Consider the following 21,502-nt stretch of genomic DNA (forward strand, 5'->3'; position numbering starts at 1 on the left):
CGGGCGCGTGCCGGCGCCAACGGCTACGGCCGGGACAGCGGCACGTGCCCGGTCGCCGTTGCCGTCGCGGACGTTGCCTGCCGCGTCGTCGGCCTCGGGCGCGACAGCACGATAGGGCCGTGCCGCCAATGACCGAGCAGGACGTCAAACCCTGGCAACGACGCGCCTCGCCGCTTGCGCGTCAGGCGCTGCTATGCCTGATACTGCTGATCGCCTATGCGAGCCTGTATCCGTTCGAATTCCAGGGTGCGGCGGTGGGGCCGTTCGACTACCTGTTCGCGCCGTTACCTCGCTGGATCACGCAGTTCGACGTGATCACCAACGTGCTCGGATACCTGCCGCTGGGCATGTTGACCGTACTGGCCCTGCATCCGGCCTGGCGGGGCGTGCGGGCCGTCGTCGCCGCCTTCGTGCTCGGCGCATGGCTTTCCGGTGGCATCGAAGCGTTGCAGACGTACTTGCCGACGCGGGTGGCATCGAACGTCGATCTCGCCACGAACGCGCTCGGCGCACTTATCGGCGGCGCCATTGCGGTGCCGCTCACGAGTCCGCTGCTCGATCGGGGATGGCTGCGGCATTTGCGCTTCGCATGGTTCGAACGCCACGCGAGCCTGCTGCTTGTGTTGCTGGCCCTGTGGCCGTGGGCACAGGCTTACCCGCAGCAGTTTCTCTTTGGCGATGGCGATCTGGTGCGCCAAATATGGCTTTGGCAGGATCCCGACGTCACCGGTCGGGTGATCGACTGGGTACCGCGCTTGGGGCAGTTGCAGGACTATCTTTCCGAACTCGATGCCGTCGCCAGTCATGCCCTGTGGGAGACGGTAGTGAGCGCCAGCGGTACCGTGCTGGCCGGGCTGCTCGCCACGCTCGCGATGCGCCGGACGGCACCGCGTGTGCCGTTGTTGTGCGCCATGTTTACCAGCGCGTTCGCGATCAAAGCCATCGCGTCGGCGTGGCAATTCTCGCCCGCGCAGGCATTCGACTGGGTGACGGCGGGCGCCATTTACGGCGTGGTCATCGGCGCGCTGGTGTTGCTCGTCGCCGGCCGCGGACCGCGTGCGCTGCGCGGGGCTGTCGCGCTGGGCGCGCTTGTCGTGCTGCTGGTGTTCGTCAATCTCCTGCCCGCGAATCCATACTACGAGGCGGCGCTCCAGTCCTGGCGGCAAGGCCGCTACGTTCACTTCAATGTGCTGGCGCGCTGGCTCGCCTGGACATGGCCGTACCTCGTGCTGATCTACCTGCTCGCGATGTTCGATCCGAGCCACCGCGGCCCCGCCCGCACCGCTGGCGTGCGGCGCTAAGGTCGCCCCGGCCTGGCCGAACGGCTTGTTGAGCGGCGCATTGTTGCCAAATCGGCAATAGCGTATTGGCCGCCATCCCATTGGTCCGCAAGCCGGCAACGCCTAGACTCCCATGTAAGGCACGCTGACACTCGGTGTGTCATGACCGCCCGGCATCTTCAGGCAGATCCCGGGCGGTTTTCATTGGCGAGGCGAAGATGAATTCCTGGGGATTGCGGTTGGCACACACGACACGGCAGCGCGTGTTGATGGCCGTGATTGCCGCCGCCACAGGCATTGAAATGCTGGAGAACGGCATGTTCGTGTTCGCGTCGTCCCATATCGCGGGCGGCGTCGGTGCCGCCCCCGAAGAGTACGCGTTTGTCTCGACGCTCTATGCGGTGGCGGGGATCCTCGTCATTCTCAAGCAGCGCTGGCTGGCCTCGCGCCTGGGGTATCGCGCGTTCCTCACCGGCGCGCTCACGCTCATGGCGTTTGGGGCATGGCTGTGCGGCATGGCGCACACGTCGACGCAGCTCGCCGTCGCACGTTTTGTGCTCGGGTTGGGCGCGGGGTCGCTGTTTACTGCCAGCCGGATTCTCATCAACCTGTGTTTCGCGCCGGAGCTTCGGCTCAGGGCGTTGCTCTTCTTTACCTATGGCTTCTTCGGCGGACAAATCTCCGCGCCACTGCTCGCGAGCTATCTCGTCGATCACTTCGTCTGGTCGTCGGTGTTCTTCGCCGTCGTGCCGATCGCGCTTGTGGGGGCGATCGCGTCGTGGCTCGTCATCCCGGACTTTCGCGAGCGCCTGCGCGACGAAGGCGAGTTTGAAATGCGTGGCATCGTCTTCTTCGCCGCCGGCGTGCTGTTCGTCGAAGTCATGATGCAGCGCTCGCGCTTCGACTTCTTCTCCGATCCGCTGCATCTGCTCGAACTCTGCCTGGTGGGGGCGATCTGCGCGATGGGATACATGTGGCATCAGTATTCGCATCACAAGCCGCTGATCGACTTTCGCGTGCTGGTGCGCAATCCGGCCTATGTGCTGGGGCTGGGCGGCTATGCCGTGTACTACTTCTTTTCGTATTCGACGTCGTATCTGTTCCCGATCTACATGCAGCAAGGGCTCAACTGGAGCGTGGAGCACACCGGCTATCTGCAGGCCGTGGCGTCGGTGACGAGCCTCGTCGTGGCCGTGATATACACCCTCGCGCGTCCGAAGTTCGTGCAACTCAAGCCGTTTGTGCTGCTCGGTTACTTGTGCCTCCTCGGCTATGCCTTCCTGCTCTCGCAAAGCTATCAGGGTGTGTCGAGTCAGTGGCTGATCCTGCCGATGGTGCTGAGCGGGCTGGGCGGCGTGTTCGCCATGATTCCCATCGCCGAGCTGACGTTTCGAGGCATGGACGAGTACGTCTTCCAGCACGGCTATCAGACGAAGAACATCGTGCGTCAGTTGGTGAGTTCGATGTCGGTGTCGGTGATGGCCGTGCTGATGCAGGACCGGCAGGCGGTCTTCATGCATCAACTCACGCCGTCGATGACGCCGCTCAATCCGGCATACAACGCGGCCGTCTCACAAGCGCAACAGGCGTTCGGCGCCAGTGTCGATGCGACGACCGCCGCGCACATGGCGTCGGCCTGGGTGGGCGGCCTCGCGTCGCAACAGGCGCTCGTGCTGGCCTGCGTTAACGTGTTCTTCGGCTTCGCGTGCGTGGCGGCGCTCTGCGCTATCTTTATGGCTGTGCAGCGACGCCTGCGCTAGGCGTACGGCACGCGCCGCCTTGCGCCGCGCCGGACGTCCCGGATTTCGCATTTCCTGATGTCCCGCCATGCTGCGCTTCGTGAGCGCACGGGGGCCGACGCCGCAGTGCCCCGGCAGGTCGGTTAGAATGGCCCGCAATACGTTGCCACTCCGCCAAAGCCCCGACATGGCCACCCAGCCGCAGTACTACCAGCATCACGTGTTTTTCTGCCTGAATCAGCGCGAACCCGGCGCCGATCGCCCGTCCTGCGCCAACTGCAACGCGCAGGCGATGCAGGAGTACGCCAAGGCCAAGGTCAAACAACTCGGCCTGGCCGGTCCCGGCAAGGTGCGGATCAACAAGGCCGGGTGCCTCGATCGCTGCGAGCAAGGACCTGTCGTGGTGATCTATCCCGAAGGGACCTGGTACACGTATATCGACGAAACCGATATCGACGAGATCGTTGAAAAGCATCTGGCGCAAGGCGAGATCGTCGAGCGTCTGCTGATCGACTGATCCCGGCGACACAGGCACGGCCCCGCGCACGGCCCTCGCCGCACTTCAGCCCACCATCGCTCATGAACGCCCAGACTGAACGCTTCACTATCGACGGCCCGGTCGGCGCCATCGAAATCGCCATCGACCGTCCGGCCGGCGCGCCGCGCGGCATCACGCTCGTTGCCCATCCGCACCCGCTGTTCGGCGGCACGCTCGACAACAAGGTCGCCCAGACGCTCGCCCGCGCGTTCGTCCAGCTCGGCTACGCCGTGGTGCGCCCGAATTTTCGTGGCGTCGGCAAGTCGACGGGCGAGCACGACAACGGCATCGGCGAGCGCGACGACTTGCTCGCCGTGATCGACTGGATGCGCCAGCAACCGGGCTGGGAGACATTGCCGCTCGCACTCGCCGGTTTCTCGTTCGGCACCTTCGTGCTCTCGCATGTCGCGAAGACGCTGGAGGCGGCGGGGACCGCCGCGCAGCGTCTGGTATTCGTGGGCACGGCAGCGAGCAATTGGGAGGTGGCGACCGTACCGGCCGACACGCTGGTCATTCACGGCGAACTCGACGACACGGTGCCGCTGCAATCGGTGCTGGACTGGGCGCGTCCCCAGACCTTGCCCGTAGTGGTCATACCGGGCGGCGAACACTTTTTCCACGGTCTGTTACCCCTGCTGAAACAGCTCGTGGTCGACGCGTGGCGTCATTGATACACCCGGGGCGAATTTCGGCCGATTTCGACCGTCGAGGCCCGCCCCGCTGGGGACGTGAAATCACGACGCGTATAATTCGACCCTGAACCTTGTCATGCCGCGTCGGGTCTATGGTTCCGACAGGCATGGCCCCGGCGCTCCGGTGCCGCCGTCTTCTTCGCTGTGCCGCGCGCTCGTCAACGTGTCGGCGGCACGGCGTTTCTTCAAGCGCAGATGCCCCTGAGCCTCACATCGTTTTCCTCATCGCCCATGAAATTCAACGCTTCGCTGTCCCGTGCCGCCGCTGCCGCGGCGCTCGTCGCTTGCGGCTCGCTTGCCTCGCTTCCCGCTCGTGCCCAACAGATTCCGCCGCCGCCGATGTCGGCCACGGCGTGGACGATTGTCGACGTCAACAGTGGTCAGGTGCTGGCCGCCGGTAATGCGGATACGCGCGTGGAGCCCGCGTCGCTCACGAAGATCATGACGTCCTATGTGATCTTCGAAGCCCTGCGCGACAAGCGCATTTCGATGGAGCAGACGGTCATTCCGAGCGATTCGGTTCGCAAGGTGGGTCGCGACGAGTCGCGCACGTTCATCGAGGCGGGCAAGCCGGTTTCGGTGCACGATCTGATCTACGGCATGATCGTCCAGTCGGGTAACGACGCGTCGATCGCGCTGGCCGAACTCGTCGGCGGCTCGCAACAGGGCTTCGTCGAACTGATGAACCGCGCGGCACAGCGTATGGGGCTGAAGCACACCCATTACGCGAACGTCGACGGGCTGACCGATCCGCAGCATTACACGACCGTGGCGGATATCGCGGCGGCGTCGACGCACCTGATTCAGGACTTCCCCGAGTACTACAAGATTTACGCGGAGAAGAGCTTTACGTACAACAACATTCCCCAGCCGAACCGTAATCGTCTGCTGTACCTCGATCCGACGGTCGACGGCCTGAAGACCGGCCACACGAAGGAGGCGGGTTACTGCCTCGTGGCGACGGCGTCGCGTCCGATGCCGGGGGCGGCGGGCGTCAACCGCCGGGTGTTGTCCGTGGTCGTGGGCGAGCCGACCGAGCGCGCGCGCGTGCAGGACAGCCTCTCGGCCCTGAACTACGGCTACCAGAACTTCGACACGCTGCGTGTGTACGGCGCCAATCAGGTCGTGGCCACGCCCAAGGTCTGGAAGGGCAAGGACAGCGAGCTGAAGATCGGCGTGAAGAAGGACACCTTCATCACCGTGCCGAAGGGCACCGCCGACAAGATCAAGCCGCAACTCGAACTGCGTGAGCCGCTGATCGCGCCGATCGCCAATGGGGCGCAGGTCGGTACCGTCAAGGTCATGGCCGACGGCAAGTCGCTGGCCGAATTCCCGGTTGTGGCCCTCGCCGACGTTGCGCAAGCCAGCTTCGTCGGCCGCGCATGGGACGCGCTGCGCCTGATGTTCGTGAAGAAGTAAGCATGGATAACCCCACCGTCTGGCTCAATGGCGACCTGATCCCGCTCGGCGACGCGAAAATCTCCGTCCTCGATCGGGGTTTCCTGTTCGGCGACGGCATCTATGAAGTCGTGCCGGTCTATCGCGGCAAGCCTTTCCGGCTTGCGCAGCATCTGGACCGGCTCGAGCGCAGCCTCGCCGAGATCCGCATCGCGAACCCATACACACGCGCCGAATGGGAGGCGCTCTTCGCGCGCCTGTCGGCCACATGTTCGGCCGATCCGCACAGCGTCTATGTGCAGGTCACGCGCGGCGTGGCACCGCGTCAGCACGCATTTCCGAAGGACATCGTGCCCACGGTGTTCGGCATCGCAACCCCGCTCACGCTGCCCAGCCGCGACAAAGTGGCGCACGGCGTGGGCGCGGTCACGCATGAGGATCGACGCTGGTTGAATTGCCATATCAAGTCGACGTCGCTGCTGGGCAACGTGCTGATGGCACAGTACGCCGCCGATCACGACGTTCAGGAAACGATCCAGTTCCGTGACGGGAATCTGACCGAGGCGTCGTCGAGCAATGTGTGGGTCGTCAAGGGCGGTGAAATGTTTGCGCCGCCGCGCGACAATCGTATTCTGGAAGGGATTCGCTACGGCGTGCTCGAAGGACTTGCACGCGAATGCGGCATCCGGTTCCATGAGTGCCCGGTCAGCGAAGCGGACGTGCGCAACGCCGACGAGCTGCTCATCACGTCCGCGACCAAGGAAGTGCTGGCGGTCGTCACGCTTGACGGCAAGCCCGTGGGCGATGGCCGGCCGGGCCCCGTCTTCCAGGCGCTGTATGCCGCGTATCAACGCGCCAAGGAGGCATTGTGACCCTGGACAAGAAGGAAAGCCTGCTGGCGTTTCCGTGCGACTTTCCCATCAAGGTGATGGGGACGACGCAGGACGGTTTCGCCGACGCCATCGTGGCATTGCTGCGAGAATTCGATGCCGAATTCGACGCGGCGACCGTGGAGATGCGCCCGTCCAGCACGGGCAAATATCTCGGCCTGACCGTCACGGTGCGCGCCCACTCGAAAGCCCATCTCGACGATATCTATCGCGCGCTGACTGGGCATCCGATGGTCAAGGTGGTGCTGTAAGCGTGCACCGCGTGTGAGGCGCAGGCGACGCACGCAGGCGCCTCACGAACGCGCTTGCGGTACGCGCATCACGCGTGCGTCGGTGCGCCGTCGTCGGGCGGCGATGAGGCCGTGCGCCCCGGTTGGATGCCCGGTGCGGGCTCACCCGCAGTGGTGACCATGTCGGCCTCCCAGTCGACCGATGTTGGGCGCGCCGGGCGGCGCTGCATGTCCTTCACCGACTCGAACGCCTTCAACTCTTCCAGAAACCACGTTCTGAACGCCTGAACACGCTGCGTTTCCAGCACGGCGGGCGGACACACGAAGTAATAATCCCAGTCACACGGCGTATCGACGTCGGACAGCCGGACAAGACGTCCCGCCATGATGTCGCCCACGGCCAGCGAGCGGCGTACGAGCGCCAGCCCCTGGCCGACGATGGCCGCTTGCGACAACATGCCGGAATCTTCGTACATCATGCCCTGCGTCGGCTCGGGCAGATCGAAGCCCGCCGCCGCGAACCACGGCGCCCACGGCTCGCCTTCAGAGCGCAGCAACGTGCTGCGGCGGAATTCTTCCGCCGTCTTCGGCAGATGCCCCTGGTTGTATGACGGGCTACAGGCGGGGAAAAACACATCGTCGAGCACTTTCTCAATGTGCAGCCCTGGCCAGTTGCCCTTGCCCATTCGCAGGGCGACGTCCACATCCTCGCGCTCGAAGTCGATCAACTGGGCACTGCACCGCAACTCCACTTCCAGCTCCGGATGCCGGTCAATGAAGCGCCCGATGCGTGGTGTGAGCCACCGGCTCGCAAACGACGGCATGGTGGTCAGTACCAGCCGCCGCTCGCTGCGCGTGCCCGCTTGCAACTTGCGCGTCGCCTGCGCAATGTCGCCGAGCGCGGTACGGATCGACGCGGCGTACTGGCGTCCCGCCGGCGTGATGCTGATGCGTTTGCCGTTGCGCGCGAAAAGCGTCGTCCCCAACTCGTGCTCCAGCGCGCGAATCTGATGGCTGATGGCGCCGTGCGTGACGAACAGTTCTTCTGCCGCGCGCGAAAAGCTTTCCAGGCGGGCCGCCGCCTCGAAGGCGCGCAGGGCGCTCAGGTTGGGAAGTCTCCGAATATCCATGTGAGTTTTGTTAGCAACGCCGTGAAAATATGTCGTTTGGTGCAGCGCCCGCCAGTCCCTATGATTCAGTCATTGTCTCGCACTGAGTGGGGGTCGTAAAATGCAAAACAATTTAACAAAGGTGCAGTACTTCTACGGTATCCGCCCCGGGGACGTAATCAGCCTCGACCTGCATCACGAGCATACGCTGGTGGCACGCGGCGCGGCGGTTTGGGTTACGCGTGCAGGCGATCCGCGCGATTACTGGCTCATGCCCGGTCAGCGTCTCGCCGTCGAACCGGGTCGCCGTTACTGGATGTCGTCCGACGGGGTGGCGGAAGCCGAGCTGCAGCGCGAAGTGGCGCACCGTTTCTCACTGGCTCGTGTGCTGCGCCGGTGGCTCGCCGGGCGCCGGGCATCGCGCGCAGCGAACGCCTGCGCGGCCGCCGCCTGACGAACGCCGGTCGCGGGTCCGGCGCGCAGGTTTGGCGCGCGGGGTCATCGACATCGCGCGCCCCTTGGCCTTCGTTGCCAACGGGCGCGCGTTTCATTTCAGAGGGTGACGTCGACGTCGTCGATGTGTCAATGGAATTCACAACAATCTGCGCGATGAGCTGAATGCCCGCAGAGCGTAACTACGCCGGAGAAGCCGCCATCTCGCGCCCGCGAGCGCGGCTTCGAGCACGACTGCGCCGGTTTCGTTAAAATTGCGGGCATGACCTCCCCGATCGAAGTGTGCTGGCGCGGCACCGAAGACTACGCCGCGTCGTTCGACGCCATGCGCGCGTACACCGACACGCGTGGCGCGTACGGCCCCGACCAGCTCTGGATCGTTCAGCATCCGCCTGTCTACACGCTTGGACTGGCCGGCGACCCCGCTCACTTGCTCGTTTCGAATACCGGTATTCCGCTCGTCAAGGTCGACCGTGGAGGCCAGATCACATATCACGGCCCAGGGCAGGTGGTGATTTACCTGCTCGTGGATCTGCGCCGGCGCAAGCTCGGCGTGCGCGAAATGGTGCGTTTGATCGAGCAGGCGGTGATCGACACCCTGGGCGCGTATAATCTCGACGTTGAGCGCCGGGCCGGCGCACCGGGAATCTATGTGAGCCCGGGCGACGGTGCCGCAGCGCATGCCGGTGCGAAAATCGCCGCGCTCGGGTTGAAGATCCGCAACGGATGCAGTTATCACGGCGTGTCGTTGAACGTTGCGATGGATCTGCGGCCGTTCGACTGGATCAATCCGTGCGGCTATGCCGGCCTGCAAACCGTAGACATGGCCACGCTCGGCGTGGCCCCCCGCTGGGACGAAGTGGCCGCGCGACTGGCGCAGCAACTCGGTCATCATCTCGAACAGCACACCGCGTCGGCCGAAGCCGCGCCGCAGGCCGATCCGGCCCCCAGCGCAAACGCCGCCGCCTGATTGGACGTCTGGAAAGCCCCCAACATGACCACCACCGTGACTCAGAACGACACCGCGAACAAGGAAGTTCGCACGATCGACGGCGACTACGACGCCACCGCCAAGCAGAAGTCGCAAGCCAAGACGGCCCGCATCCCGATCAAGGTCGTGCCGATCGAACGTCTGAAGAAGCCGGACTGGATCCGCGTGAAGGCGGCCACCCATACGTCGCGTTTCTACGAGATCAAGCAGATCCTGCGCGAGCACAACCTGCACACGGTGTGTGAAGAGGCGAGCTGCCCGAACATCGGCGAGTGCTTCGGCAAGGGCACGGCCACGTTCATGATCATGGGCGACAAGTGCACGCGCCGCTGCCCGTTCTGTGACGTCGGCCACGGCCGCCCGGATCCGCTCGACGTCGACGAGCCGATCAACCTCGCGAAGACCATCGCCGCGATGCGCCTGAAGTACGTGGTGATCACGAGCGTCGACCGCGACGACCTGCGCGACGGCGGGGCTCAGCACTTCGTCGACTGTATCCGCCACGTGCGCGAGCTGTCGCCGCAAACCCGCATCGAAATCCTCACGCCCGACTTCCGCGCGCGTCTCGATCGCGCGCTGGGCATTCTGAATGCGGCGCCGCCCGACGTGATGAACCACAATCTCGAAACGGTGCCGCGTCTGTACAAGGAAGCGCGCCCGGGGTCGGACTACCAGCACTCGCTCACGCTCCTGAAGGAATTCAAGGCGAAGCATCCGGACGTGTCCACGAAGTCGGGCCTGATGGTCGGCCTGGGCGAGACGGACGAAGAAATCCTGGAAGTGATGCGCGATCTTCGTGCCCACAACGTCGACATGCTCACGATCGGCCAGTATCTCCAGCCGTCGGAGCACCATCTGGCGGTACGTCGTTACGTCACGCCGGACACGTTCAAGATGTTCGAGGAGGAGGCCTACAAGATGGGCTTCACGCATGCGGCCGTCGGCGCGATGGTGCGCTCGAGCTATCACGCCGACGTGCAGGCGCACGAAGCGGGTGTGGCCGACGCTATCTGATTCGCCAGCGTCACCTCGTCGTCAGACACAGAACGCGGGCCGTCGAAAGACGGTCCGCGTTTTTGTTTGCCTTTCAATTACGACGCGTCACAGGATGGGCTCGGTTCAATACGCAATACGCGCGCACAAGTGGGCCCATGCTGACTAAGTCGCTCCAAATGTGTCGCTATCTGCGGTGAACGTCGACGAATCGGGCGCCTCCCCCGCCAGTCGCGCCTCATCGCGCCACGAAATATGCTGTAACAACCCTCACCTTGTCGGTTCTCCGGCATTGTTTCAGAATATTGAAACCTTGTTTTGCTTGACAAAACAATGCGGCTGTCATGGGAATTCGCGAACAGACGTTCCCGACGCACGCGAGGAGACTGCATGTCCCGTCAGGTCACCGAGGGCCGATATTTTGTGGAAGCGCCACAAGGGGGCCTGGGGAGGCGCTTGCCTCTGGTGATCGACGCACCGCACAGCGGGCATGTGTTTCCCCCCGATTTCGACACCATTGCGCCGACGGCTGCGATTCTCGCGTGCGGCGATGCTTACGTCGACGAGCTGTGGTCCGTGGCCACGCATCACGGTGCGACGCTCGTTGCCGCGCTTTTCCCGCGCGCCTACATCGACGCGAACCGCGCCGAGCACGACATCGATCCCGAATTGCTCGCAAGCCTGTGGCCACACGACGCGCGTCCGCAAGCCTATAGCGAGCGCGGTGTCGGCCTGCTGCATCGGTTTGCCGCGCCGAACGTGCCGCTCTACGACCGGCGACTGTCGGTGGCCGAAGTCGAGCGGCGTATTCATGACTATTACCTGCCCTACCGTCACGCCCTGCGCGATGTGCTCGATGCCGCCTGGCAGCGGCACGGTGCGGTCTGGCACCTGAACTGTCATTCGATGCGTTCGCGCGGCGGGGCGCTCGATGTCGATGCCGGCATGTCGCGTGCCGACGTGCTCGTGAGCGACGGCGGTGGGACCACGGCCGATCCGGCCTTCTCACGCTGGATCATTGCCGAGTTCACGCGACTGGGCTATCGCGTGGCGTACAACACCCCGTGCGGTGAGGACGGCGGCGGCGATCTGGTGCGTCACTTCGGACGTCCCGAGGCGCGGCGCCACAGTGTGCAGATCGAGCTGAATCAGGCGCTTTATCTTAATGAATCGCGCGTGGAGAAGCATGACGGCTTCTCCACGCTGCAATCGCAACTTGGCCAATTCGCGGCGGCGCTCGCCGCCTATGCCGAACAACATAGTGAGGATGTTTGATGGACTATACAGTCGCTTCGGTCGATACGGCGCTTACGCTGCTGTCGCTGGTCGGGGAGTGTCCTGGCCTGGGTGTGACGGAACTGGCGCATCGCGCCGGCCTGAACAAGTCGCGCGCCTTTCGTCTGCTGGCAACGCTCGAGCAGCACCGCTGGGTGGTGCGCGAAGGCAGCCCGGTGACCTATGTGCTGGGCGCTCAGGCGTTGGTGTTGGGCGTGGCCGGGCACGAGCAGGTCAATCTCGTGAAGGTCGCCCATCGCCATCTTCAGGTGCTCAATCGCGCGCTGAACGAGAATATCCAGCTTCGCGTACGCGACGGGCTTGAGTCGCTGTGCGTGGCACGCGTCGAGTCGACCCACGAGTTGCGCGTGCACGGCGTGGTCGGCAATCGTCGTCCGCTGTATGTCGGCGCATCAGGCCGCGTGCTACTGGCATTCGCGTCCGACGATGTTCGCGCGCAGGTGCTGGGCCGTCCGCGCAAGCGCTACACCGCAGGCACGCTCATCGAGCGCGACGAGCTGGCTGCCGAGCTACTCAACGTGCGCCGTCAGGACTGCGCGGTGAGCTTCGGTGAACTCGCGCCCGAGGCCGTATCGGTCGCGGTGCCGGTGCGCGATGCCTCCGGCGAAGTGATCGCGTCGCTGTCGGCGTCTGGTCCGTCGTCGCGCATGACGCGGGCGCTGCTGCCCGACATCTCGTCGCGCCTGTCGGCCTGTGCCACCGAGATCTCGGCTGCACTGGGCTATCAGACGCCCCTGCCGGAAGCGCTGTCCGCCTGAGCGAGTGGTCGGGCCGTGTCGTTGATGCGACCTCGGGATTTGCCCTGGCGCCTTGTGCGACACACTGCGCGTCGTGGATTTTCTGGAAATCCAGAAAGTTTATGACGTCGTTTTCCAGGTTTCCGTATTATCGATCTTCGGGTTTTCCACAGCTTCCATTATTAAAATCAAAGACTTGCGTTGTTGGCATGGGTATTGCTTTTGTAGAGTACGTGCTGCCGCATGATCCGGCGTCCCTACGGGAATCCAGACGTGCCAGGCAAGCCGACCTAATAAGAGAGGAGACCTTATGTTCAAGCAATGTCTTGCCGCTGCGGCACTGTGCGCAGCTTCGCTACACGCGTTTGCCGACGACGTCGTGCGTCTGGGGAATCTGAAGTTCGCCCACTACGGCGCAGTGTCGTACATGAAGGTCATCGGGCCGAAATACGGCCTGAAGATCGAGGAGCGGATGTTCGCCAAGGGGGTGGACATCATGCCGGCGATTGTGGCGGGGCAGGTCGACGTGTCGGCAAGCGCGCTGGATGCCGCAATTGCGGGGCGTGCGCAGGGCGCGCCGATCTACGCCGTGGCCGGGTTCGCGAAGGGCGGTGTGCGTCTCGTGGCGAAGAAGGGCTTGCCGATCACCAAGGTGGCCGACCTCAAGGGAAAGAAAGTGGGCGTGGCCCGTGGCGGTGCCCAGGAGTTGATTCTGTACGCCGAGTTGGCCAAGGCCGGCCTGACGTGGTCGGACAAGCCGGGCAAGGACGTGCAGATCCTCTTCATGGCCTACGCCGACCTGAACCAGGCGCTTGCCGCCGGCAGCATCGATGCGATGTGCCAGTCGGAGCCGCAGGCGTCGCAGGCCATCAACAAGGGCTTCGGCGTGGAAGTGCTCAAGCCGTACGACACGCCGCTCGGCGAACCGGTGCGGGCGCTCGTGATCACCGAGAAGCTCTACAAGGAAAAGCCGGACGTGGCGCAGCGCCTGATGTATGCGTTCGTCGAAGCCACCAACTTCTTTATCCAGCATCCGCAAGCGGCCGAGAAGTTCGTGCGCGAGGACATGTTCAAGAACCAGATCACGCCGCAGGACTTCTCGGATGCCATCGGCAACTCGCCGTATAGCTACGACCTGAGCACCTCGCACGTACAGCTCACGACCGACCTGATGAAACAGTATGGCGTGGGCCGGCTGCAGGATCCGGTGCCGAAGGCGGACGACTGGGTCAAGCTCGACCTGCTCGCCAAGGCGAAGACCCAACTGAACATCAAGTAAAGCGAGGCGAACGGATGGCCGCTGTCCTTGCTTCTTCGGGCGCCACGCGCACCGCGCGCATGATGCGCGGTGTGTTGATTCCGCTCGCGGTCGTGGTGATCTGGCAGATCGTCACGGGCCTCGGGTGGATCAACCCGATCATTCTTCCGTCGCCGCTGGCGGTTGTCGCCAAGTGGTGGCAATACCTCAAACCGACCGTAACGATGGCCGACGGCGTCGGCGCGTGGCTGAATTCGAGCGAATTGCTCATGGACGCCGCCAACAGCCTGTATCGCGTGGTCATGGGCTTCCTCGTGGGCGCGGTGATCGCGTTGCCGCTCGGCCTGCTCATGGGCACCAGCAGCCGCATTTACGGGCTGTTCAATCCGCTAGTGCAGGTGGTGCGCCCGATTCCCCCGATCGCCTACATTCCGCTGGCCATTCTCTGGTTCGGCCTGGGCAATCCGCCGGCGTTCTTCCTGATCGCGCTCGGGGCGTTTTTCCCTGTGCTGATGAATACCATCGCAGGCGTACGTCACGTCGACGGCATCTATCTGCGCGCGGCCCGCAACCTCGGGGCGAGCCAGTTCACGATCTTTCGCCGCGTCATCATGCCGGCGGCGACGCCGTACATCCTGTCGGGCATTCGCATCGGCATCGGCACGGCGTTCATCGTCGTGATCGTGGCCGAGATGATTGCCGTGAACAACGGTCTCGGCTACCGCATTCTGGAAGCGCGCGAATACATGTGGTCCGACAAGATCATCGCCGGCATGCTGACCATCGGTCTGCTCGGCCTGGTGATCGACCTGGGCATGGATCGTCTCAACAACCACCTGCTCAAGTGGCACCGTGGTCTCGAAACCAAGTGAGGCGAGCGACATGCTGATCGAAATTGAACACGTGGGTAAGCAGTTCCCGATTCCGGGCGGTGTCGTCGACGCGCTCAAGGACATCGACCTGACCATCGGCGCGGGGGAATTCGTCTGCCTGCTGGGGCCGTCGGGCTGCGGCAAGTCGACGCTGCTCAACGCGCTGGCAGGATTCGTGCAACCGACCTCGGGCGCCATCCGTATCGACGGTCGTGCGCATGCGGCGGCCGAGCCGGGCCCGGATCGCGGCATGGTGTTCCAGGAGTACGCGCTGTTTCCGTGGATGACGGTGGCGCAGAACATTGCGTTCGGGCTGGAAATCAAGGGGATGCGCCGCGCCGAGATCAACGAGCGCGTGGACCTGCTGCTCGGCAAGCTCAACCTGCGCGAGTTTCGCGACCGGTTTCCGCGCGATCTGTCGGGCGGCATGCGCCAGCGCGTGGCGATTGCCCGCGTGCTCGCGCTCGACAGCCCGATCCTGCTCATGGACGAGCCGTTCGGCGCGCTCGACGCGCTCACACGACGCACGTTGCAGGACGAGCTGCTGCGCATCTGGGAGGAGTTCAAGAAGACGATCATTTTCGTCACACACAGCATCGAGGAGTCGATCTATCTGGCCGACCGGGTCGTCGTCATGACGTACCGGCCGGGCACGGTCAAGCGAGACATGGTCATCGACCTACCCCGTCCGCGCGATACGGCAGGCAGCGAATTCAATGAATTGAAGAAGTCGCTGGCCCAGATGGTGATGGAGGAGCAAATGCGCTTTGCGCAAAGCGAAATTCGCGGCGTCACCGCGGATTGATAACAAGGGCGGTGGCTTGCCCCGCCGCCTGAAGAGGAAACAACATGCAAACTCAGACCAAAAAACCCTTCTACCGCATCCTGTACGTACAGGTGCTGATCGCCATCGTCATCGGCATCGTGCTCGGTCACTTCAAGCCCGATCTGGCCGTGCAGATGAAGCCGCTCGGCGATGCGTTCATCAAGCTGATCAAGATGATCATCGGCCCGGTGATCTTCTGTACCGTCGTGACCGGTATTGCCGGCATGGAAGACATGAAGAAGGTCGGCCGCGTCGGCGGCAAGGCGATCCTTTACTTCGAAATCGTCTCGACGTTTGCGCTGGTCATCGGTTTGGCGGCGACGCACATCCTGAAGCCGGGTGCGGGGTTCAACGTCGACATCAATACCCTCGATCCGAAGGCGATTTCCGGTTATGCCGCGAAGGCTGCCCACGGCGAGACGTTCGTCGACTTCCTGATGCACCTGATCCCGAGCACGATCACCGACGCGTTCGCCAAGGGTGAGATTCTGCAGATCCTCGTGATCGCCATCCTGTTCGGCGCCGCCCTGAGCATGATCGGTGAGCGTGGCCGCGTGGTGACGAACTGGATCGACAGCGTCTCGGGCGTGCTCTTTCGCGTGGTGCACATCATCACCAAGGTTGCGCCGCTGGGCGCCTTCGGTGCCATGGCCTTCACGATCGGCAAGTACGGCATCGCCTCGCTGGTGCCGCTCGCGAAGCTCATGGGCACGTTCTACCTGACGTCGTTCCTGTTCGTGATCGTCGTGCTGGGTCTGATCGCCAAGTTCACGGGCTTCTCGATCTTCCGTTTCCTCGCCTACATCAAGGAAGAGCTGCTGATCGTGCTGGGCACCAGCTCGTCGGAAGCCGCGCTGCCCCAGCTGATGGAGAAGATGGAGAACGCCGGTTGCTCGAAGTCGGTGGTGGGTCTGGTGATTCCGACCGGTTACTCGTTCAACCTCGACGGCACCAACATCTACATGACGATGGCCGTGCTGTTCATTGCGCAAGCGACCAACATTGACCTGACCTGGGGCCAGCAGCTCACGCTGCTCGCCGTGGCGATGCTGACCTCGAAGGGCGCGTCGGGCGTGACCGGCGCCGGCTTCATCACGCTGGCTGCCACGCTCGCCGTGATCCCGACGATTCCGGTGGCCGGGATGGTGCTGATCCTCGGTATCGACCGCTTCATGAGCGAGTGCCGTGCGCTGACGAACCTCGTCGGCAACGGCGTGGCGACCATCGTCGTGTCGGCCTGGGAAAAGGAACTGGACCGCAAGCAGCTCGCGCAGGCCATGTCCAAGAACCGCGAACCTGAGCTGGCCTGACGGCCGGCGGCGGCGGGTGCAGGAGCGTCACGTGAGTCGTTTCGCGTGACGCCACCGGCCCCCCCCCCGCCAACGCAAGATTCGCCACCGGGCGGCGCGGCACAGGCACAATAGCGCCTGAGCTTCGCCGCCCGGTGGTCCTTTGGTTTTTCCTGGTTTTGCGATGACGACAGGCGGCACGACCGCGCCGCCTGCCGCCATCGCCAGAACCGGCCGTCATCGACGTCGACAAGGCGTACGCTGCGACCCAATGGCCACTCAGCACGACAACCCGATTCGCCCACGCGAGCGCAAGGCACCGGCAGGTGCCTCCGCTTCACGTACGGACGTTTCGCCCACCCGGCGCGACGAAGTCCCCATCGATTTCGAGAGGACCGTGCCGATGCGCCGTTGGTCGTGGATCGCCGTCATGCTGTTGGCGAGCGTTCTGTTCTGCTGGTTGACGTACGCCCTGAGCTGGCAGCGCGGCGTGACCGACCTGCGCGTGAACGCCGGCGCGCGGGTCGAGCGCTACGCGGGCAGTCTGCGCAGCACCGTCGATCGCTACGAATTCCTGCCGTACTTGCTTTCGCTGCATCCGGATGTGCGCGATCTGTTGCTTCATCCGAACGATCCCGCGGTCGTGCAGCGCGCCAACGATTATCTGTTCGACGTGAACCAGCGCGCCAAGGCGTCGGCCGCCTATGTGATCGACGCGAACGGGATCGCGCTGGCCGCGAGCAACTGGCGCGAGAAGGCCACGTTCGTGGGGCAGCAATATCGTTTTCGCCCGTACTTCATCGATGCGATCCGGGGCGCACTGGGCCGTTTCTATGGCGTGGGTACGACGTCGGGCGAGCCAGGGTACTTCGTCTCGCAGCCGATTGTGGTGGATGGCCAGATTCGCGGCGTCGTGGTCCTCAAGCTCAACCTGGAGTGGTTCCAGCGTGCAGGTGCCGACGCCTCCGAGCCCGTCGTCGTGGCCGACGATCACGGCGTGATATTCCTGTCGTCCGAGCCGCGCTGGCAGTATCGGGCGCTCGCACCGCTCACCCCCGCGGTGAAGGCGGCGCTCGACAGCTCGCGTCAGTACTACAACCAGCACATCACGCCGCTCGCCTGGAGCGAGGACGAGCGGCTCGACGCCGACGGCGAGGTCGTGACCGTGCGCGACGGACGCGGCGCCGGAAAGATGCGCCGCTTTCTTGCTGTGCAGCGCAGGCTGGGCGAGCCGAATTGGACGCTGATGTACTTCGCGCCGCTCGATCAGGTGATCGCCAACGCCCGGATCGCGGCGGTGGCGGCGGGCTGTCTCGCGGCGTTTACCTGCTTGCTGGGGGTGGCATGGAACCAGCGGCGTCAGCGCGTACGCGACATGCTCAAGAGCCGTGAGCTGTTGCAATCGGCGTACGCGGAACTGGGCGAGCGCGTGGCCGAGCGCACCGCCGATCTGCAGTCGGCCAATGAACGCTTGCAGACCGAGGTGCAGGAGCGCTCGCGCACCGAGCACGAACTGCGCGAGGCACAGAGCGAACTCGTGCAGGCGTCCAAACTCGTGGCGCTGGGGCAGATGGCCGCAGGTATCACGCACGAACTCAATCAGCCGCTCTCGGCGCTGCGCAGCTTTTCCGACAACACACGCGTGTTGCTCGAACGTGCCGAGTACGGGGCGGCGCAAGAGAACCTGGAGGCCATCGCGTCGCTCACCGATCGCATGGGCAAGATCACCGGACAACTGCGGCTCTTCGCAGGCCGCGCACGCCGTGGCGACATGGAGGCGTCGGTGCGCCGCGCGCTCGACAATACGGTGACGCTGCTGCGCGGGCGTCTGGAGGACATCCCATTGACGACGACGTTTGCCGACGGATTAGACGACGTGTACGTCGCCTGCGAAGGACTGCGTCTCGAGCAGGTGCTGATCAATCTGGTGGGTAACGCTATCGACGCGGTAGGAAGCGTTTCCAGCCCGCAGGCACCGCCGTCGATCTGGATCGATGTGGAGGCCGACGACCTGTGGGTGCGCATTTACGTGCGCGACAACGGGCCGGGCATTTCTGAGGCACATATGCCGCGACTGTTCGAGCCGTTTTTCAGTACCAAGGAGGGGGGGCAGGGCATGGGGCTCGGACTCGCCATCTCGTCATCCATCGCCCAGGAGAACGGCGGCCAGTTGGTCGCACGCAACGTTCCTGGCGGTGGCGCAGAATTTCTCGTGACGCTGCGCCGCGTGCAACGCACCGGCGCGACAATCGCATGATGTACAAGAACCTTCAGATCTTATTTGTCGAAGACGACGAACTCGTGCGGCGTGCCACGCTGCAGAGCCTGCAACTCGCCGGACTCGACGCCTTCGGGCTTGCCTCGGCCGAAGCCGCGCGCGAGCGCATCACGCCGGATTTCGCCGGCATCGTCGTGTCGGACATTCGCCTGATCGGCATGAGCGGACTTGAGCTGCTCTCGCATCTGCGTCAGCACGCGCCCGAGGTGCCCGTGATCCTCGTGACCGGTCACGGCGATATTTCGATGGCCGTTCAGGCGATTCGCGACGGTGCCTACGACTTCATCGAGAAGCCGTTTGCGCCGGACCGTCTGATCGAATCGGCCAAGCGTGCGTTGGAAACGCGCAAGCTCATGCTGGAGAACCAGGCGTTGCGGCGCGAACTGGCGGAACAGGGCGGCCGCGCCTCGCGCATCATCGGGCGCAGTCCGGCAATGGAGACGCTGCGCACGCTCATCGCCAACGTGGCGATGACCGATGCGCCGGTGCTCATCAACGGCGACACGGGGACGGGCAAGGAGCTGGTGGCGCGCAGTCTGCATGAACTGTCGCGCCGCCGCGATGCGCCGTTCGTCGCGCTGAACTGCGGCGCGTTGCCCGAGGCGATTTTCGAGAGCGAGATGTTCGGTCACGAGGTGGGCGCGTTTACCGGCGCGGCCAAACGTCGCATCGGAAAGCTTGAACATGCGTCGGGCGGCACGTTGTTTCTCGACGAGATCGAGAGCATGCCGCTTGCGTTGCAGGTCAAGCTGCTGCGCGTTTTGCAGGAAGGTGTGCTGGAACGGTTGGGCTCGAATCAGTCGGTGCGTGTCGACTGCCGCGTGGTCGCTGCTGCGAAGGGCGATATGGAAGCGCTGGTGCGCGAGGGCACATTCCGTCGCGATCTGTATTACCGGCTGAATGTGGTGACGCTGGCGTTGCCGCCGCTGCGCGAGCGTCGCGAGGATATCCTGCCGCTGTTCGAGCACTTCATGCTGGACGCCGCCGTGCGCTATGGACGTCCGGCGCCCGTGGTCTCGGATCGGATGCGTCAGGAGCTGATGCAGGCAGACTGGCCGGGCAACGTGCGCGAGCTTCGCAATGCGGCGGATCGTCTGGTGCTCGGTGTGGCGAGTGCGCCCGAGGGCGACTCGCTCGCGCCGCTGCCGCTCAAGGAGCAGGTGGACCGCTTCGAGCGCGCCGTGCTGCAAGAGGCGCTGGAGCACAGCAAGGGCAACGTGGCGGCGACGGCCGAGGCGCTGCACGTGCCCAAGGCGACGCTGTATGAAAAGCTCAAGCGTTACGGACTTCACACGCGCAGTCAGGGCGAGGGCGGCGACAGCGGGCGTTGAGGGGACTCGGTGATGCAGGACGCCGAATTCGGCGACAAAACAAAAGCGCCCCGAAGGGCGCTTGCGTTGAGGCGAGGGAGGCCAGGCGATTCGGTGACGTGGCCCGGAGCCGCGACGTCAAGCCTGCTTGCCCAGTGCCGTCTCGATGAGTTTGTCGAGTTCCGCATATTCCGGCTCGCCCACGTATTGCTTGAGCACCTTGCCATTGCGATCCACGACGAAGGTCGTCGGCGTGAGCTGGACGTTGCCGTACTGCTTGGCCACGCTGCCGTCGGAATCCATCGCCACCTTGAACGGCAGTTGACGCGACTGCGCATAGTTCACCACGTACATCGGCGGGTCGTAGCTCATGGCAACCGCCACGAATTCCAGCCCTCGGCCTTTGTACTTCTCGTACGTCTGCACCATCGACGGCATTTCCTTCATGCACGTTGTGCAGCTCGTCGCCCAGAAGTTGACGAGATAGACCTTGCCCTTGAGTTGCTCGGTGCCGAGCTTTTGTCCCGAGAGCAGCGTGAACGTCGCGTCGGGCGCGCGCTTCTGTCCAACAAACGTGAAATACCCAGCGATCGCCACGATTGCGACGATCGCAATGGCGAGGATCTTGCTCATGGGAGACTTGCGGGGGGTCGTAGCGCTCATGACACAGCCGTGTGGGCGGATTGTTCAATGGGTGACGACGATTCTACTCTGATTTCCAACCGGGTTTCTGCCGCCCCGATTCTGCTGCTTCGATTCCACGGCCCCGATTCCGCAGCCCCGATTCTCAGCGCGTTGCGGCGGCGCGGCCGGCGCGTAGCTGGGTGCGGCCCTGCGCGATGGCGTTGTCGAGATAGGCGCCATAGAAGTCGGGGAGTCCTGCGCCGATCAGCGGGTCGGCGACGGGGTGTCCGCTCGTATCGAGGAACAAAACCGTCGGCGACACCTTCACGCCGTGAGCGCGCGCCCAGGCAACGCCCGTCGTCGTCGAGCCGTCGAACTCGCGCACCGGCGCTGTGCTGTCCATGCCGATCTCGCGCACCTCGTATTTGCCGCCGCGCACGAGCGGCGCAAGTTCGCGCTGGCGGATCGGGCCACAATAGACGCAGTCGCGCAGCGATACCAGCACGATCAGCGGGGTGTCGAGCGAAGCGGCACGGTGGGCGTGAGCGGCGAAGTCCGTCGCCAGCGGCACGCTGGCCTGTGCTTGCACCGCACGCGCACCGTCGTTCTGCGCGGGCGTTGCCGACCCGCCGCCGCCGTCACGCGGTGACGTGACGCCCGCGGTTTGCGCCGACGCGAAATTCCCCGCGGCAGGGCGCG

Annotated in this window: 21 protein-coding genes; 18 read left to right on the forward strand and 3 right to left on the reverse strand. The window is 64.2% G+C overall.

Annotation, left to right across the window (positions count from 1 at the left end):
- Positions 1-128: 128 nt before the first annotated feature.
- The 7 genes from A985_RS26660 (at position 129) to A985_RS0122310 (ending at position 6,788) form a co-directional block, all read left to right on the forward strand.
- Positions 129-1,301, forward strand: coding sequence for a VanZ family protein (locus tag A985_RS26660; protein WP_017235593.1), 1,173 nt, complete (start codon positions 129-131; stop codon positions 1,299-1,301).
- Between the two features lie 197 nt (positions 1,302-1,498).
- Entirely contained in the window at positions 1,499-3,040 is a 1,542-nt protein-coding gene (locus A985_RS0122285; RefSeq protein WP_017235594.1) for an MFS transporter, read from the forward strand.
- A 166-nt stretch (positions 3,041-3,206) separates the two neighbouring features.
- Positions 3,207-3,536 (forward strand): ferredoxin, encoded by a 330-nt coding sequence (locus tag A985_RS0122290; protein ID WP_017235595.1) that lies wholly within the window; start codon positions 3,207-3,209, stop codon positions 3,534-3,536.
- Between the two features lie 62 nt (positions 3,537-3,598).
- On the forward strand, positions 3,599-4,228 hold the full coding sequence (locus tag A985_RS0122295) for an alpha/beta hydrolase (RefSeq protein ID WP_017235596.1): 630 nt from the start codon (positions 3,599-3,601) through the stop codon (positions 4,226-4,228).
- A gap of 252 nt (positions 4,229-4,480) precedes the next feature.
- Positions 4,481-5,668: a D-alanyl-D-alanine carboxypeptidase family protein gene (locus A985_RS0122300; RefSeq protein WP_017235597.1), complete on the forward strand. Its 1,188-nt coding sequence runs from the start codon at positions 4,481-4,483 to the stop codon at positions 5,666-5,668.
- 2 nt (positions 5,669-5,670) lie between these two features.
- A complete protein-coding gene (locus tag A985_RS0122305) occupies positions 5,671-6,519 on the forward strand; it encodes a D-amino acid aminotransferase (RefSeq protein WP_017235598.1) in 849 nt (282 codons plus the stop codon).
- Positions 6,516-6,788, forward strand: a complete 273-nt coding sequence (locus A985_RS0122310; RefSeq protein WP_017235599.1) for a DUF493 family protein — start codon at positions 6,516-6,518, stop codon at positions 6,786-6,788. Before A985_RS0122305 ends, A985_RS0122310 begins: the two co-directional genes overlap by 4 nt.
- A 68-nt stretch (positions 6,789-6,856) precedes the next feature.
- Here the strand turns inward: A985_RS0122310 and A985_RS0122315 are convergent, their stop codons facing one another.
- On the reverse strand, positions 6,857-7,897 hold the full coding sequence (locus tag A985_RS0122315; RefSeq protein WP_017235600.1) for a transcriptional regulator GcvA: 1,041 nt from the start codon (positions 7,895-7,897) through the stop codon (positions 6,857-6,859).
- Between the two features lie 100 nt (positions 7,898-7,997).
- Here A985_RS0122315 and A985_RS26665 point away from each other — a divergent pair, with 100 nt between their 5' ends.
- The 11 genes from A985_RS26665 to A985_RS0122370 all read left to right on the forward strand — a co-directional run bounded on the left by A985_RS26665 (position 7,998) and on the right by A985_RS0122370 (position 20,200).
- Entirely contained in the window at positions 7,998-8,330 is a 333-nt protein-coding gene (locus A985_RS26665) for a DUF2917 domain-containing protein (RefSeq protein ID WP_017235601.1), read from the forward strand.
- A 261-nt stretch (positions 8,331-8,591) separates the two neighbouring features.
- Positions 8,592-9,299 carry a lipoyl(octanoyl) transferase LipB gene (lipB, locus tag A985_RS0122325; RefSeq protein WP_017235602.1) on the forward strand — a complete coding sequence of 236 codons (708 nt, stop codon included), beginning with the start codon at positions 8,592-8,594 and terminating at the stop codon, positions 9,297-9,299.
- A 24-nt stretch (positions 9,300-9,323) separates the two neighbouring features.
- Complete coding sequence (gene lipA, locus A985_RS0122330) at positions 9,324-10,334, forward strand: lipoyl synthase (protein WP_017235603.1); 1,011 nt, start codon at positions 9,324-9,326, stop codon at positions 10,332-10,334.
- Positions 10,335-10,703: 369 nt separating this feature from the next.
- Positions 10,704-11,588 (forward strand): N-formylglutamate amidohydrolase, encoded by an 885-nt coding sequence (locus A985_RS0122335; protein ID WP_017235604.1) that lies wholly within the window; start codon positions 10,704-10,706, stop codon positions 11,586-11,588.
- On the forward strand, positions 11,588-12,367 hold the full coding sequence (locus A985_RS0122340; protein WP_017235605.1) for an IclR family transcriptional regulator: 780 nt from the start codon (positions 11,588-11,590) through the stop codon (positions 12,365-12,367). The genes A985_RS0122335 and A985_RS0122340 overlap by 1 nt, the downstream gene beginning before the upstream one ends.
- 289 nt (positions 12,368-12,656) lie before the next feature.
- The gene (locus tag A985_RS0122345) at positions 12,657-13,625 is read left to right on the forward strand and encodes an ABC transporter substrate-binding protein (RefSeq protein WP_017235606.1); all 969 of its coding nucleotides are present in this window, start codon (positions 12,657-12,659) and stop codon (positions 13,623-13,625) included.
- Positions 13,626-13,639: 14 nt separating this feature from the next.
- Entirely contained in the window at positions 13,640-14,476 is an 837-nt protein-coding gene (locus A985_RS0122350) for an ABC transporter permease (protein WP_017235607.1), read from the forward strand.
- A gap of 10 nt (positions 14,477-14,486) precedes the next feature.
- On the forward strand, positions 14,487-15,281 hold the full coding sequence (locus A985_RS0122355) for an ABC transporter ATP-binding protein (RefSeq protein ID WP_017235608.1): 795 nt from the start codon (positions 14,487-14,489) through the stop codon (positions 15,279-15,281).
- A 44-nt stretch (positions 15,282-15,325) separates the two neighbouring features.
- Positions 15,326-16,612 (forward strand): dicarboxylate/amino acid:cation symporter, encoded by a 1,287-nt coding sequence (locus tag A985_RS0122360; RefSeq protein ID WP_017235609.1) that lies wholly within the window; start codon positions 15,326-15,328, stop codon positions 16,610-16,612.
- A 250-nt stretch (positions 16,613-16,862) separates the two neighbouring features.
- Complete coding sequence (locus A985_RS26670) at positions 16,863-18,848, forward strand: ATP-binding protein (protein WP_017235610.1); 1,986 nt, start codon at positions 16,863-16,865, stop codon at positions 18,846-18,848.
- The gene (locus A985_RS0122370) at positions 18,845-20,200 is read left to right on the forward strand and encodes a sigma-54 dependent transcriptional regulator (RefSeq protein WP_017235611.1); all 1,356 of its coding nucleotides are present in this window, start codon (positions 18,845-18,847) and stop codon (positions 20,198-20,200) included. Before A985_RS26670 ends, A985_RS0122370 begins: the two co-directional genes overlap by 4 nt.
- A gap of 117 nt (positions 20,201-20,317) precedes the next feature.
- On the opposite strand, the gene A985_RS0122375 is transcribed toward A985_RS0122370, so the two are convergent.
- Positions 20,318-20,842, reverse strand: a complete 525-nt coding sequence (locus tag A985_RS0122375) for a TlpA disulfide reductase family protein (protein WP_026132299.1) — start codon at positions 20,840-20,842, stop codon at positions 20,318-20,320.
- A gap of 124 nt (positions 20,843-20,966) precedes the next feature.
- Positions 20,967-21,502 (reverse strand): hypothetical protein (locus tag A985_RS26675; RefSeq protein ID WP_232424713.1); only part of this gene is annotated, 536 nt, incomplete at its 5' end.

It is taken from the genome of Pandoraea sp. B-6 (assembly GCF_000282835.1).
GTDB classification, from domain to species: domain Bacteria; phylum Pseudomonadota; class Gammaproteobacteria; order Burkholderiales; family Burkholderiaceae; genus Pandoraea; species Pandoraea cepalis.

Coding starts and splice junctions, on each gene's coding strand:
- A985_RS26660 (WP_017235593.1), top strand. CDS start 129: ATGACCGAGCAGGACGTCAAACCCTGGCAACGACGCGCCTCGCCGCTT.
- A985_RS0122285 (WP_017235594.1), top strand. CDS start 1,499: ATGAATTCCTGGGGATTGCGGTTGGCACACACGACACGGCAGCGCGTG.
- A985_RS0122290 (WP_017235595.1), top strand. CDS start 3,207: ATGGCCACCCAGCCGCAGTACTACCAGCATCACGTGTTTTTCTGCCTG.
- A985_RS0122295 (WP_017235596.1), top strand. CDS start 3,599: ATGAACGCCCAGACTGAACGCTTCACTATCGACGGCCCGGTCGGCGCC.
- A985_RS0122300 (WP_017235597.1), top strand. CDS start 4,481: ATGAAATTCAACGCTTCGCTGTCCCGTGCCGCCGCTGCCGCGGCGCTC.
- A985_RS0122305 (WP_017235598.1), top strand. CDS start 5,671: ATGGATAACCCCACCGTCTGGCTCAATGGCGACCTGATCCCGCTCGGC.
- A985_RS0122315 (WP_017235600.1), bottom strand. CDS start 7,897: ATGGATATTCGGAGACTTCCCAACCTGAGCGCCCTGCGCGCCTTCGAG.
- A985_RS26665 (WP_017235601.1), top strand. CDS start 7,998: ATGCAAAACAATTTAACAAAGGTGCAGTACTTCTACGGTATCCGCCCC.
- lipB (WP_017235602.1), top strand. CDS start 8,592: ATGACCTCCCCGATCGAAGTGTGCTGGCGCGGCACCGAAGACTACGCC.
- lipA (WP_017235603.1), top strand. CDS start 9,324: ATGACCACCACCGTGACTCAGAACGACACCGCGAACAAGGAAGTTCGC.
- A985_RS0122335 (WP_017235604.1), top strand. CDS start 10,704: ATGTCCCGTCAGGTCACCGAGGGCCGATATTTTGTGGAAGCGCCACAA.
- A985_RS0122340 (WP_017235605.1), top strand. CDS start 11,588: ATGGACTATACAGTCGCTTCGGTCGATACGGCGCTTACGCTGCTGTCG.
- A985_RS0122345 (WP_017235606.1), top strand. CDS start 12,657: ATGTTCAAGCAATGTCTTGCCGCTGCGGCACTGTGCGCAGCTTCGCTA.
- A985_RS0122350 (WP_017235607.1), top strand. CDS start 13,640: ATGGCCGCTGTCCTTGCTTCTTCGGGCGCCACGCGCACCGCGCGCATG.
- A985_RS0122355 (WP_017235608.1), top strand. CDS start 14,487: ATGCTGATCGAAATTGAACACGTGGGTAAGCAGTTCCCGATTCCGGGC.
- A985_RS0122360 (WP_017235609.1), top strand. CDS start 15,326: ATGCAAACTCAGACCAAAAAACCCTTCTACCGCATCCTGTACGTACAG.
- A985_RS26670 (WP_017235610.1), top strand. CDS start 16,863: ATGGCCACTCAGCACGACAACCCGATTCGCCCACGCGAGCGCAAGGCA.
- A985_RS0122370 (WP_017235611.1), top strand. CDS start 18,845: ATGATGTACAAGAACCTTCAGATCTTATTTGTCGAAGACGACGAACTC.
- A985_RS0122375 (WP_026132299.1), bottom strand. CDS start 20,842: ATGAGCGCTACGACCCCCCGCAAGTCTCCCATGAGCAAGATCCTCGCC.